This window comes from Nostoc sp. 'Peltigera membranacea cyanobiont' 213 (assembly GCF_002245975.1).
GTDB lineage: Bacteria > Cyanobacteriota > Cyanobacteriia > Cyanobacteriales > Nostocaceae > Nostoc.
Map to the genome: position 1 here is coordinate 1 of NZ_NOLI01000026.1, position 13,435 is coordinate 13,435.

7 protein-coding genes and 2 pseudogenes are annotated in these 13,435 nt (G+C 43.3%); 5 read left to right on the forward strand and 4 right to left on the reverse strand.

The annotated features are described in order from the left end of the window. Positions 1-2,799, forward strand: a 2,799-nt coding sequence (locus tag CDG77_RS10220) for a plasmid replication protein, CyRepA1 family (RefSeq protein ID WP_223269761.1), incomplete at its 5' end; no start/stop codon positions are given. A 19-nt stretch (positions 2,800-2,818) separates the two neighbouring features. Here CDG77_RS10220 and CDG77_RS10225 read toward each other — a convergent pair. Together CDG77_RS10225 and CDG77_RS39080 are read right to left on the reverse strand one after the other, a co-directional pair. Next, positions 2,819-8,281, reverse strand: coding sequence for a trifunctional serine/threonine-protein kinase/ATP-binding protein/sensor histidine kinase (locus CDG77_RS10225; RefSeq protein ID WP_094329282.1), 5,463 nt, complete (start codon positions 8,279-8,281; stop codon positions 2,819-2,821). Positions 8,282-8,355: 74 nt separating this feature from the next. Then, positions 8,356-8,502: pseudogene (locus tag CDG77_RS39080) on the reverse strand (ATP-binding protein); the annotation flags it as partial. A 163-nt stretch (positions 8,503-8,665) separates the two neighbouring features. On the opposite strand from CDG77_RS39080, the gene CDG77_RS10230 reads away from it, so the two are divergent. The 4 genes and pseudogenes from CDG77_RS10230 to CDG77_RS10245 all read left to right on the forward strand — a co-directional run bounded on the left by CDG77_RS10230 (position 8,666) and on the right by CDG77_RS10245 (position 12,066). Then, positions 8,666-9,061, forward strand: a complete 396-nt coding sequence (locus CDG77_RS10230) for a DUF3775 domain-containing protein (RefSeq protein ID WP_223269762.1) — start codon at positions 8,666-8,668, stop codon at positions 9,059-9,061. 17 nt (positions 9,062-9,078) lie between these two features. Continuing rightward, positions 9,079-9,885 (forward strand): annotated as a pseudogene (locus tag CDG77_RS10235) (Rpn family recombination-promoting nuclease/putative transposase). Between the two features lie 328 nt (positions 9,886-10,213). Beyond that, positions 10,214-10,606: an ASCH domain-containing protein gene (locus tag CDG77_RS10240; RefSeq protein WP_094329284.1), complete on the forward strand. Its 393-nt coding sequence runs from the start codon at positions 10,214-10,216 to the stop codon at positions 10,604-10,606. Further along, a complete protein-coding gene (locus tag CDG77_RS10245) occupies positions 10,603-12,066 on the forward strand; it encodes a DNA cytosine methyltransferase (RefSeq protein WP_094329285.1) in 1,464 nt (487 codons plus the stop codon). The genes CDG77_RS10240 and CDG77_RS10245 overlap by 4 nt, the downstream gene beginning before the upstream one ends. 462 nt (positions 12,067-12,528) lie before the next feature. Here the strand turns inward: CDG77_RS10245 and CDG77_RS10250 are convergent, their stop codons facing one another. Continuing rightward, positions 12,529-13,182 carry a CatB-related O-acetyltransferase gene (locus CDG77_RS10250; protein WP_094329286.1) on the reverse strand — a complete coding sequence of 218 codons (654 nt, stop codon included), beginning with the start codon at positions 13,180-13,182 and terminating at the stop codon, positions 12,529-12,531. 70 nt (positions 13,183-13,252) lie between these two features. Beyond that, positions 13,253-13,420 carry a hypothetical protein gene (locus tag CDG77_RS35320; protein WP_223269763.1) on the reverse strand — a complete coding sequence of 56 codons (168 nt, stop codon included), beginning with the start codon at positions 13,418-13,420 and terminating at the stop codon, positions 13,253-13,255. Positions 13,421-13,435 lie beyond the last annotated feature (15 nt).

Below are 13,435 nucleotides of genomic sequence, written 5' to 3' on the forward strand. Positions count from 1 at the left end.
GACTTGCAGCATCCTGGTGGATTTTGGCACTGGGTTTGGCAGCATAATGTACCAGTGACAATTGTAGAAGGTGTCAAGAAAGCGGGGGCATTACTGACTGCTGGTTATGCAGCGATCGCAATTCCTGGTGTTAACGCTGGATACCGCACCCCTACTGATGAGTACGGTACTGCCATTGGTAAGCCCTCTCTGATTCCCGACTTGAAATATTTCGCAACACAGGGGAGACAGGTTAACATCTGCTTTGACCAAGATAATAAGCCCGAAACTGTACAACGTGTCAGAACTGCTATCAGTCGCATGGGACGGCTGCTGGTAAATGAAGGTTGTTCGCTGCGAGTGATAGATTTACCGTTAGGGGCAGAGAAAGGGGTTGATGATTTTATTGTCGCCAAGGGTCAGCCAGCATTTGACGCAATCTACAACACAGCCGTTGCACTGGAGTTATGGGAGATTAAGCTGTTTACCTTGCTGACTTACCCGCCAGCGATCGCACTTAACCAACGTTTCTTGGGCCAGCTTCTCGTCCCCGAAGGTGAAAAACTGATTATCCTCAAGGCTCCCAAAGGTACTGGTAAAACTGAATGGCTGGCAACTGAGGTGGCGAAAGCACACGACCAAGAGAGACGGGTATTAATCATTACCCATCGTATCCAGCTAGGTGAGGCACTGTGTAATCGGTTTGGTGTTAACTATGTTACCGAAGTCCGCACGAATGAAACAGGTACATTATTAGGATATGGGGTGTGTGTGGATTCGCTGCATCAAGAGAGTCAGGCGCGATTCAATCCTAATGATTGGTCAAATGATGTCATTATTATTGATGAGTGCGACCAAGTATTCTGGCATTTGCTCAACTCTGGTACTGAAGTCCAGAAGCGGCGTGTGTCTGTTCTCAAAAACCTCAAGCAGTTAGTACAGAATGTTTTGGGTAGCAGTCAGGGAAGGATTTATCTGTCTAGTGCCGATGTTTCAGACACGGATGTGAAGTATGTTTTATCACTCGCTGGGGAATATCGAGTTAACCCGTTTGTAATCGTAAACAACTATCGTCACGTAGCTGGCAATTGTTACAACTACTCTGGAAGTAACCCGAAAAATCTCATCGCTGCACTGGACAAGGCGATTTCTAAAGGTGGGCATCATTTACTATGCTGCTCTGCTCAAAAAGCAAAATCCAAATGGGGAACCCAAGCGCTTGAAGAACGTTTTCGCCGCAAATTTCCACACCTGCGGATTCTGCGAATAGACAGCGAATCCGTTGCTGATCCATCTCATGCGGCTTTCGGCTGTATTGCTCATCTGAACGAAATTCTGACTCAGTATGATTTGGTTATTGCCTCTCCAAGTTTAGAAACTGGGGTCAGCATCGACATTAGAGGACATTTTGATGGTGTTTGGGGAATATTTCAGGGTGTGCAACCGGTTAACTCTGTGCGGCAGATGTTGGCAAGGGTTAGGGAGACTGTTGACCGTCACATTTGGGTGAGAGAGTGGGGGATGTCTGTTGTGGGCAATGGTTCTACATCAATCGGAGGATTACTCAGAAGTCAACACGTCGCAACACAGGCGAACATTGCGCTGTTGTCGGCGGCCGATAATGACGACTATAGCTTTGTTGACCAGAACTTCCAGCCAGAGTCATTGCAGACTTGGGGTAAGCGTGGTTCTGTAATCAACGTTGAGATGCGGCGCTATCGAGAGTCTGTGCTTGCGGGTTTGGTCGAAGATGGGTATACCGTTATCGATGCTGACGATGCTGATGACGATGAAAGTGGGGCAGTAATCGAGTCGGTTAAAGCGGCAAGTGAGCAATTGTATACTGCTGAATGTCAGGCGATCGCGGATTCTCCAACCATCTCTGATGCCGAACTTAAGAAGTTGCAAGACACAAGAGCGAAAACCAAGACCGAACGACATCAGCAGTGCAAGGCGGAATTGTCCCGTCGTTATGAAGTTGAAGTTACGCCTGATTTGGTTGAGAAGGATGATGACGGGTGGTATCCTCAACTGAGGATGCACTACTATTTGACGCTGGGGCGAGAGTTTTTGACCAACCGTGATGCTAAACGGGCGAAAGCGCAATTGGAAGCAGGTGAGAATTCGATTTGGAAGCCTGATTTTAACAAGGGGCAGTTATTACCTGCTGTGTTGTTACTCGAAAATCTGAATCTGTTGCAGTTTCTTACGCCAGACGTTCAGTTACGTGGGTCTGATGAGAAGATGCTGGAATTTAAGGCACTGGCTGTAACGCATCGGCACGTTATCAAGAATTACTTGAATGTGACTATCTCAGAAAAACACACACCGATTGCGATCGCGCAGAAACTACTTGCCAAGATTGATTTGAAATTGGATTACGTTGGTCGGTTGGGTAAGCGTGAAAATCGGGAATGCGTTTATCGCTTTGTTGCACCTGATGATCAGCGTGATTCGATTTTTAGTCAGTGGTTAAATCGGGATGAACTGTTTCTTAGTGAGTCGGTGTCAGTCACCAATAATATAGAGTTCCCAACACAAGTGACTGGCACAATATCAGATGACATTCCCCAAACATTAAATCAGGTTGAAAGTCCTGCTACCCAAGCCTGGAAGGGGCTGAAGCTGAAAATGCGCCTTGGACTCGACAGCGCTGGTCGGTTCTACCAACAGATGCTTTCCCAGCTTGGTGAGGCTGTCGGCGTTGCTGATGGGGAGCCTTACTGGAATGGGTATTTGGGGCAGTGGCAGGTTTGGGTTAACTTTGGGAGCGGTTGTACGTCTGTGGTGTGCGATTGGTTAGCGGTGGTGGTTAACTGAAATCACACTTTCGACCAAGTTAACTTTGAGCCTGAACCAAAATCGGTAAGGTAATCACAAATTCTGTGACAACGCCTGGGGTAGAATTAACTGCAAGTGTTCCACCGTGTTTTTCCACAATAATAGATTTTGCGATCGCTAACCCTAACCCCGTCCCTTTACCAACAGCTTTCGTCGTAAATAAATGGTCAAATATTTTGGATTTTACTTGTTCATCCATCCCCTTACCATTATCAAAAATGGCAATTTTAACTAAATTGTTTTCGACTGAGGTTGTAATTGTAATACAGTTAGGATTGGCTTTAATTTCTTCAAAACTACGTCCATGATTAGATTCATATAAAGCATCAATAGCATTTGCAAGCAAGTTCATAAATACCTGATTTAATTGACCAGGAAAACATTCAACCTGGGGCAAATCACCGTAATTGGTGATAACTTCAATTGCGGGGCGTTGTTCATTTGCCTTGAGACGATGTTTGAGAATAAGAATGGTGCTATCAATGCCTTGGTGGATATTGAAAGGCACTTTGTAATCTTGGTCTGCACGAGAGAAAGTGCGTAAGCTGGTGCTGATGTTTTTCAGGCGATCGCACGCCATAGACATAGAATCAATCATCTTGGGAAAATCTTCTAAACTATAATCCAAGTCGATTGATTCGGCGTGGTCAATGATTTCATCATTTTTGTTGGGTAAACTTGATTGATAAAGCTTTAAGTGTTCGATAATATCAGTAAACGTTGGTTTAGCTTGTTTTAGACTGGCAGCAATAAAACCGAGAGGATTATTCATTTCGTGAGCAACGCCAGCAACTAAGTTACCCAATGCAGACATTTTCTCGCTTTGCACCATTTGTAATTGAGCTTGTTGTAAATCTTGCAATGCTTGTTGCAAATCTTCTGATTTTTGCTGCGATTCGGCGAATGACTCCTCTAGCTGTTGGGCATAGTTCTGCGATCGCTCATAAAGTCGCGCATTTTCCAAAGAAATAGCGGCTTGAGCGCAAAGTAAATTCAGGAGTTCCACGCGATCGCTTGTGAAAGCCCCCGTCGCTAAATTATTTTCTAAATATAAAATGCCTATCAACTTCCCTTGATGCAAAATCGGACTACACAAGATACTCTTGGGCTGCTGACGAATAATATACGGGTCATTAGCTAAAGTCGGATCGGCGATCGCATCAGTCAGCACAATAGTTTGCCTGTTGTGCAAGACTTTGTAAATCAGCTTGTGGGGAATCTCCTGAGAATCTTCAAGCAGAAGGCGCTGCAACACGACTGGCTCCGTTCCAACAGTCATTGACCCTTTGATCAGCAGGCGTTCGTCTCGCAAGAGCATTAACACGCACTTCTCGGCTCCGGCATTTTCAATCACAAGAGAAAGCAACGATGAAAGCAGTTTGGACAGTTCGATTTCGCTTGAAATAGTTTGGGAAGCTTTGAGAATCGCGGCTAAATCTAGGGAATCACTGACGCTGCTAGAGGAAGAACTGGTAGAGGTGACTGTTCCTAATCCAAAGACGGTTTCGTTAACCGAGAAAGTAGTGCGAGTTTGTTGCAGGATGGGAGCCAGCAGATAGGGATAGCGTTTTTCCAAGTCGGCGACTTTGGCTTTTGCACCCCAATGGGCATAACAATAGTAGGCTTGGATCGTGTATTCCGTAGCTATTCGTTCTTTGCCCCAGTCGAGGTAAAACTTGGCGGCAAGTTCGTTAGCTAAGGCTTCTTCGTTGATAAACTGATGTTTTTTAGCCAGGGCAATGGCTTGATCATAACACTCAGTTGCTGCGACTTTTTCACCCAAAACCCGATGCTTTTCAGCCTCCACTAAATACCATTTATGCAAGTGGTTCATCGGAGCATTTTGCGCCCACTGGTGCAAAATCGTTTGATGGGTTGCGGCTTCGGCAAGCATTTGCGCTTGTTGGGCTTCGGGTTGAGTCGGGAAGAGTGCCAGCAGGGTGAGCGCAGCGTACAAATGGAAAATGGGGAAATGAACTATTCCCGATATTGTTATCAAATAGAGCTTGACCTGGGTGATGTTGTCAAGGGCAGCCTGATAATTGCCAAAGCTGTAGGCAAGCAGCAGCTTGTAGGTGTAGGCAATGGCAATCAGGCTCAGATCGTTATCCTGCTGGTGCTGCGGCAGCATCACCCTTTCATCGTAGGCAGTGCCAATTAAGCGATCGGGTTGGCTGACTGGTTCTCTTAAATGGTTCGCCATTTGCCGTATTGCGCTCAAATGATTATGCGCCGAATCTTGTTTTGCCTGAACCAGGGCAGCAGTGTAAGCAGCGAATTCGGTTTCCAAAGTATCCAGTTCTACACCTGCGAAAAGTGCCGTTCCCGCGTAACATACAATGTTAAAAGCCGCAGAGAGAATATCCCCTGTTTCCATGCCAGCCGTGTAGCCATCTTTCAGCGTCGGCATCGTTGCCCTTAGTGCTTCCTGGCGATGTTGGATGAACGTTCCAAACACGTTTAAAGTGAGGGACTTCATGCTCTGAGCATTCAACCGTTCCAACAACGAGAGAGCTAATCGACCAAACCCGTAGCCGGTTTTGACTTCGCCCAGAAACGCACACAACACCAGACCATGAACCCCATATCCTATCGTCGCGGCAGGTGCATTGCCAAAGGAGAGCGACAACCTCACCATCGTCGCGCTCAACAAGGGAAGCAACCCTGGCATTCCAAAGAACACGGGCCCGAACAACACCCTTAATATTTGCATGGCGGACTGAGCAGTGCGATCGCTCATCACGGGCAAGTCAATCAACTCGGCAATCTCTCTGCCGCTTTGTTGCTCCTTCAGAGCTTGGAGTGCTTGCCCAATCGTGGCTTCATCTACGTCTGTAGGGAATTCCACTCCCAATTGAGCAAGCGCCTCTTTGCCCACGGCGATCCCCTCTAACATCCGACTACTAGCCTGGTGCGATGCGATCTGAATTTCGTAAATCTTCACTTTGTCGAGAATCGTCCGTGCCTGCTGCAATACCAAAGCGGCAAGCTGTTCCATACTCTCAAGATCGCCATTTAAATAACTGGCTTCGGCTTTTGCCACATATAGGTTCAGCGTCAATTCATACTGAGTTTCCCAGGAGTCTAACTGAAGTAACTCAATCCCAGTTTGCAGATATATCCTTGCTGCGGTGTATGCAGTCGCACTTCTAGCCTTACCTCCAGCTTTTAAGTTCAGTTGAGCTAATTGTTGGCGATCGCTCGGTTGAGTGAGTAATGCCCGTCCTTGATTCAGGTGTCCAACAATATCAAACAGCTTATCTGCCTGCTCGCTTTGGGAAAGCTTGTCTTGAAGCAACTGCCCAATTTGCAAATGAATTGCTTGTTTTTGGTTATCAGGAATTAGGGAATAAGCAGCTTGTTGGACGCGATCGTGTAAAAATTTGTAACCTGTCATTTGTCCCTTGTCATTAGTCATTTGCAAATGACTAATTACCAATGAGGAACCTTGATAAAACTTGTAAACCTCATTGATTGGAATTATGAATCCTTCTTGCAATGCTTTCCACAAGTCTGAAGCGGTTTGAGTCTCTGACTTTTCAGAAACGATCGCCAGCGTCGCCAAATCAAACTGATTGCCAATACAAGCTACCAGTTTCAAAATATCTTGAGTGATGTCGGGCAATTTCTGAAGCTGTTGTGCCATAAATTCCACCACATCGTCGGTTAGGGCAAGCGATCGTACTTGTGTTACATCACACTGCCAACAGGCTAATTCAAAATCAAATTTAATCAGATTATCTTGATGCAATGCTTTGAGAAACTGTGTAGCAAAAAACGGATTACCTTGAGTTTTTTGATAGACTAATTGAGAAAGAGGTAAGACTAATCTTTTTGTAGATTTCAATGTGTCAGCAACTAATTGATTGACTGTTAGTTGACTCAGTGCTGCTAAATTAATCGTATTAATTGTGAAGAGTGCTTTTTGAATATCACTCAAAGTCAACATTAAGGGATGTGCAGGGTTGACTTCGTTATCACGGTAAGCACCCATTAATAAAAGATAACTTGTATCAGCCATTAATAGCTGCATTAATTTCAGTGAGGCTGAATCTGCCCATTGCAAATCATCTAAAAACATCACTAAGGGATGTTCAAAACTTGTAAAGACTTGGGTAAATTTCTGGAACAATAAATTAAATCGATTTTGTGCTGCCGTTCCTGATAATTCTATGGCAGGTGGTTGTTCGCCAATAATTCTTGATAATTCGGGAATGACTTCAATAATTACCTGTCCGTTTTCACCTACAGCTGATAAAATCTTGTTTTTCCACTGCTGGATTTGAGCATCACTTTCGCTTAACAGTTGCCCCATTAAATCACGGAATGCTTGTACAAATGCACTGAAGGGAATATTGCGTTGAAATTGATCGTATTTTCCTTTGATAAAATAACCGCGTTGCCGCACAATTGGTTTATGAACTTCATTGACAACCGCAGTTTTCCCAATTCCAGAAAACCCAGCTACCAACATCATTTCTGTTGCACCAAGGCTAACTCGCTCAAATGCTTGCAATAGAGTTGATACTTCGCTTTCTCTGCCATAAAGCTGATCGGGGATGATGAAGCGATCGCACACATCCCTACTCGCAATTTCAAAGCCTTTGATTGTACCAGAAACGTGTAGTTGATGTAAACAATTTTCTAAATCAAATTTCAGTCCCAATGCACTTTGATATCTGGATTCGGCATTTTTTGCTATCAATTTCATGACAATATCACAAATCACTTGGGGAATCTTTTCTCTATTCCCTAAAAGTGGTGGAAGTTTAGCAATATGACAATGTACCAACTCCATTGGATCGTTTGATTTAAATGGTAGTTCTCCGGTGAGCAATTCGTAAAAAGTTACACCCAAAGAATAGAAATCAGTTCGGTAATCAATCCCCCGATTCATTCTGCCGGTTTGTTCTGGGGATATATAACTAAGTGTCCCTTCTAAGACATTGGGATTTACTAGTGTTTGCGTTTCTCGTGGTAGTAAAGATGCAATACTAAAGTCAATTAATTTAACTTGTTTGGTTTCGGGGTTAATTAAAATATTGGCGGGTTTAATATCTTTATGAATAATCCGCTCTCGATACAATATATCTAAGGTATTGCAGAGTGCAATCGCTATTTCTAAAAATTCCTTTATAGATATAGATTGTTGGGTTCCCCTCACTCTCCAATCATTGAGAGAAATTCCCCCAAAGTCTTCCATTACCAGCGCATAGCCATTTTGGTAGGCTTGGAGGCTGTAGGTTTGGACAATCAGAGGAGAGTTGAGATTTTTGGTAATCGTGTACTGATTGCGAAACGACAATAGTTCGCTGAAACTCGGATAAGGATTTTTCAGCAGTTTAATTACTACAGGTAATGAGTCAGCCTCTCGATACCCTCGATAAACCAGCGTTCTGGAACCATTGTATAGTTCTTCAGTGATGCAATATCCGGGAATACTGACTAAAGTGCTAACCATACTGCTAAATCCTGAATATTTCCAGATTTAGTATTCCCAGATATTTGAAGTTATTTACCAAAAACCGCCAAAAATCATCCCGGAATTTCAATGATAAATTCACTACTTAGATCCAGAACAGAGTTAAAACTCAATTTTCCGCCGTGGGTTTCTTCCACAATTTAACGAGTGATCGCGAGTCCTAATCCTGTTCCTTTACCAACAGCTTTTGTCGTAAATAAAGTTTAAAAATTTAGCTAAATCCAATTATTAAATACAACAGGAGGGAACCTGAACATTGTAAGTGTTCATGCAAGTAGCGCTCTAGTGATGGAATCAGCTAAAAGGTATAACACTTAAAAAAGTAGTGTTGGTTTAGTCTAAATCCAAAAGGAGGAGAAGATTATGATGAAAATGAATTTCCTGACCATTGACAAAGTAAACAAAATTATTGAGCTTGCTAAGTTAGTTTACGGTTCCAAAACTCCCCAATCAATATCTGATATAAAATTAACAGATTCCAATACACAAGCAAAAGAATTAATCGAATTTTTGATTGAGCGTCAAACATTAAACACTCCCATAAATACATTGTCTGAATACATAAATAATCTTTCTTCGGAGGAAACAGCAGAAGCTATAGCACTGATGGTACTTGGTCGTAGAGATTCTGAGAGACAACCATCGGATTTCCTTGAGTTAGTGAAAGAGGCTCAAGGAGTCGAAAGGCATTATCTAGGTGAAAAGTCTTTATTAGCTAAATACCTACATTCTGGATTGGAAAAACTAAATCTTCATTGAAATAAGGGGCAAATAAATTGAGTTACGATAATACTGCCAAGTACTTAGCTGAATTGTATCCAGCCGAGTTTGCCAAGTGGTTGCTACCAGATAAGAATACAGAAGTTACAGTACTTAAAACTGAACTTTCAATAGAGCCAATCCGCGCAGATTATGTCACATTTTTGCAAACAAGTAGTCGGATTTTGCATATTGAGTTTCAGACTCTCCCCAAATCTAATCCGCCAATTCCTTTGCGGGTATTAGACTATTACGTGAGATTGAAACGGCAATATAACACACCAGTAACCCAAGTCGTGATTTTCTTGCAACAAAGTAGTGACCCTATTGCATTTACCGAAGAATACATAGATGAATTCACAAGTCACCGTTATCAAGTTATACGGTTATGGGAACAAGATTCAGCTTTGTTTCTGGATAATCCAGCGTTACTACCTCTTGCGCCTTTAACTCGAACTGATTCACCTGCCGCTTTATTATCCCAAGTAGCTCAAAATATCGCTAGAATTTCAGATAGAGATGAAAGGCAGAACATTGCTGGATGTACAGAGATATTTGCAGGTTTAAGGTTTGAAAAAGATTTAATTCGTCAATTTTTACGGGAGGATATTATGCAGGAATCTGTTATCTATCAGGATATTTTGCAGAAAGGGTAATTCAAATTTTTCTATCGCCAGCTAAATCGCCGTTTTGGAGAAATTGATATATCAATAATTGAACGAGTTCGAGAATTATCTACGGAGCAATTAGAGGCATTAGGAGAAGCGTTTTTAGATTTTTCATCACTTGAAGATTTAGTAGCTTGGTTAGATCAATTAGGATAATAAGGATAAAAGCGGAGGAAATCAGATCAAAACCTCCGCCTCTCAGTTTACTATTTCTCTGTCTTTATCATTCCACACTCTACAGATAATTAAAGACTTGAGTAAATCTGTAACTGCTAAAAATAACAACAAAATAAATGTGGAAATCAGCGCATGATACTTTCCACCTTATACCAAAATAAACAGCTTTTATTTTTTTAGGTTCTATCAATAATGATCTTTCAAAACCTATAAATAAGAAGTTATTAGGCAGTTGCACAGTTGCATCTATATCTCTGGTAATTGCCGCATCAGACGCTTATGTTCAGTCATTGGAGTTTTAAAACCCGTGAAAGCGCTATCTGTCCGTCAACCCTGGGCTTGGGCAATCATTCACTCCACCAAAGACATAGAAAACCGTGGCTGGCCCATTCATTATCGCGGCGACATTCTGATTCACGCAGCCAAGACTTGTACCAAAAAAGATTACCAGCTAGCGAGAGAATTTTGCCAAGGGATGGGGGTAGTAATCCCAGAATTAATCTCTTTACGTCGCGGTCAAGTTATTGGCATTGTCACAATAGTAGATTGCAAGTTTTCACAAGTTGCGTCTGGCTGGGGGATGCCTGAGCAGTACCACTGGAAGCTGGAGAATCCACGCGAGATTACGCCGATTCCTTACATTGGGCGGTTGGGGATTTTTGAAGTGCCAGATGATTTGGTCATGGAGGTGGCTGCATGATTAAAACAGCCCCAAGTCATACGCTACTTCCAAAGCCAAAATCAGTAATAATTGAGTTATCTGCAACACCCGAAAATTTCTTAGAGAAAGGGGTCAAAGCCTCACAGGGGGAATCGGTCGGTTGTCTTTATCAGTACCTCGAAACTAAAAAGCTACTTGATGGGGAGACTGTTTCTTATCCCCGTGTGATTGGTGAACGTGACCCGAATAATCCCTTTCATTGGCGATGGGCATTCAATTGGAAAGAGAAGATAAACGGGGCATGGAAAGGCAAAAGTATAGGTTCAATTCCCCCTGGCGCTGTTCGAATGATTCGGACACTGCAACAAGAGAGGGCAACGCGAGAGAATATCATCGCCTTTATCAAAAAAGCGAAAACCAAAAAGCCATCACCAAAATCAGATGTCTGCAAAAATTTTGATAACACAAAAATAAAACCAGTTCTTCCAGATGATGCACCGATCGCTATAGTACTTTTCGCGGGTGGCGGCGGCATTGAAGCGGGGATGGTGCAAGCCGGGATTCGTCCGGTCATTGCAGTAGAGTTCGACCCCAATAAACCAGACTTGAGCAGAGTGATCGCCAAAACCCATCACCACAACTTTAGCGAGTATGGCTGTAGAATAATCCAGCTAACAGTCCAAGAAGTAGCGCAGTCAGGATTTCTAAGTTTTCCCCGCTGCCCCGACTATCTCCATGCCTCCCCAGTATGCGCCAACTTCAGCCAAGCCCACACAGCCAAAGCGGGTAAGGGTATTGAAACGGCTGACGATCTGACGGCTGCGATCGCTATTGCCGAAGCAATCCGACAGTTGAAGCCACGGGTGTTTACGCTGGAGAATGTGCCGCGCTATCAGAATAGTCAGAGTTTTGCCATCATTCTGGATGCTTTAGAACTTGAGGGGTACTCGGTTACTTACAGCGTGGTTAACATGGCTGATTTTGGACTACCCCAGGCGCGGCGGCGGTTAGTTCTGGTTGCTTGCCAGGATTTGGCTATCTCGCTACCACCTACATCTGACCCTATCGGTTGGCATGAGGCGATCGCGCATCTCATCCCCACAATGCTTGATTCCCAACTACTCCCCAAACAACGGCAAGCTTTGGAGAAATTTTTAGCCGGGAATACGCCAACACCATTGCTAATAGAAAGAGTGGGGGGGCGTATACAGTCCAAGTATAAACCTGGACATTTACCATGCAACACGATATTGCGATCCCACTTCACTGATCACAAAGGTTGCAACCGTAGTAGGTTCGCTGATATCTGGTTGCCGGATGGTACGGTCAAATCCTTGTCTATTGAAGGTGTAGCGAGGTTACAGGGTTTTCCTGACTGGTACGAGTTTCCCAACGAGACTGCTACGGCTGGGTCAATTATTGGCTATTCCGTGCCTCCCAGTTTTGCAAGTCAATTATTCATGTCGGCACAAAGTATTTTGAAAGGAGCGAGCGTATGACTAACCTGTTTTGTCAATCTGGGAGAAGCCAACCTCTGGAAGCCTTTCGGAACTTTACTTTTCAGCTTTTGGCTATAAATTTTCGTTTCTGTTAAAAAACAAAGGCTCAAAGCTTCATTAAAATGAAAGTTTTAGAGTTTAGATTTGATTATTCCTTCTCGAAATCCCAAAGTGATGAAACAAGGCGGTTCCACAGCAATTCTCATTTTGAAAACAAAAGAAGATAAAGTCCTCTTGTTTACATAGAGAACTTCTGTCTAATTATGATTTCTTTGAAGACTTAACGGGAAAAGTCAGGATGCTTAAGAGGCTTGCTGCACTTTGTTAGATGTCAAATGGGTTCTATATACTGTGCTGTCTCCTAAATCCTTTGCCAGCAAGCTTTTTGAGATTTAACGGGAAAAGTAAGATCCCGTTTCCACTGGGGTTGTACCCTCGTAAATTGGCAGAGGTATTGTCTACTTAAGAGTTTTTAACGTCTTTTTGTAGAAGTTCAGGTGCTGGAAAATCTGGCAAACCTTCTGTGGATTCATTAAACTGGATATCTTCTGGCCAAGCGTCAGGGTTTTGGTAGAGCCATTCTAGGTTCGCAACAACTTTCTTGGTATCCCAGTCCCACCAGCGCAGTTTTAGCAGATATTCAATTGTTTTAGGTCTGAATCGAGAGCGGATGACCCTAGCTGGGTTGCCTACAGCAACCGCATAATCAGGGATATCACTGGCAACCACTGCCTGAGATCCGATGACGGCTCCGTTGCCAATTCTAACTCCTGACAAGATGGTTGCATTGTAGCCAATCCATACATCATTCCCAATGGAAGTATTCCCCTTGTAACGTACCTCCCCACGCCTCTCTGCAAACTGGGTTTGGGAGTGGGGGAAGAACAGGCGAAACGGATAAGTCGTAGCTCTAGTAATGTGATGCTCTCCACCACCGAAGATGGTAATATTTTTTGCTAAAGAGCAAAATTTACCAATCTCAATTCTCTCATCAGGAAACCACAACGCAAAAGTAATAGAGTCATCAAAGGCAGTATATTCTCCAACACTCACGCGGCTATCTTTGACTATGGATGCTAAGAACATGGGTGGAGATTTATAGGTATGATAAGCCATAGCAAAGTTCCTTTTTGTGGTCGTATAACATTAGTTTTTTGAACTCGGATAGAAACTTACAACGCAAATTTTAACCAGTACAATAGCTCTCTAAAGCGCCTTTGCGTCGTACATCTAGCGTTACACAGTGAAACCCTCCTCCTAAAGTTCTTGCGTGTCTGAGTTGGAGTTGTATGACATCAACACCGCGTTTGTCAAGCTGTTTGATAAGTAGAGTTTGATATTTATCAACGCTCATCTGTATATAGTCCTA

What these genes read in the sequence shown, in the direction of transcription:
- CDG77_RS10250 (WP_094329286.1), bottom strand. Translation starts at nt 13,182, where the DNA reads ATGGCTTATCATACCTATAAATCTCCACCCATGTTCTTAGCATCCATA.
- CDG77_RS35320 (WP_223269763.1), bottom strand. Translation starts at nt 13,420, where the DNA reads ATGAGCGTTGATAAATATCAAACTCTACTTATCAAACAGCTTGACAAA.
- CDG77_RS10230 (WP_223269762.1), top strand. Translation starts at nt 8,666, where the DNA reads ATGATGAAAATGAATTTCCTGACCATTGACAAAGTAAACAAAATTATT.
- CDG77_RS10225 (WP_094329282.1), bottom strand. Translation starts at nt 8,281, where the DNA reads ATGGTTAGCACTTTAGTCAGTATTCCCGGATATTGCATCACTGAAGAA.
- CDG77_RS10245 (WP_094329285.1), top strand. Translation starts at nt 10,603, where the DNA reads ATGATTAAAACAGCCCCAAGTCATACGCTACTTCCAAAGCCAAAATCA.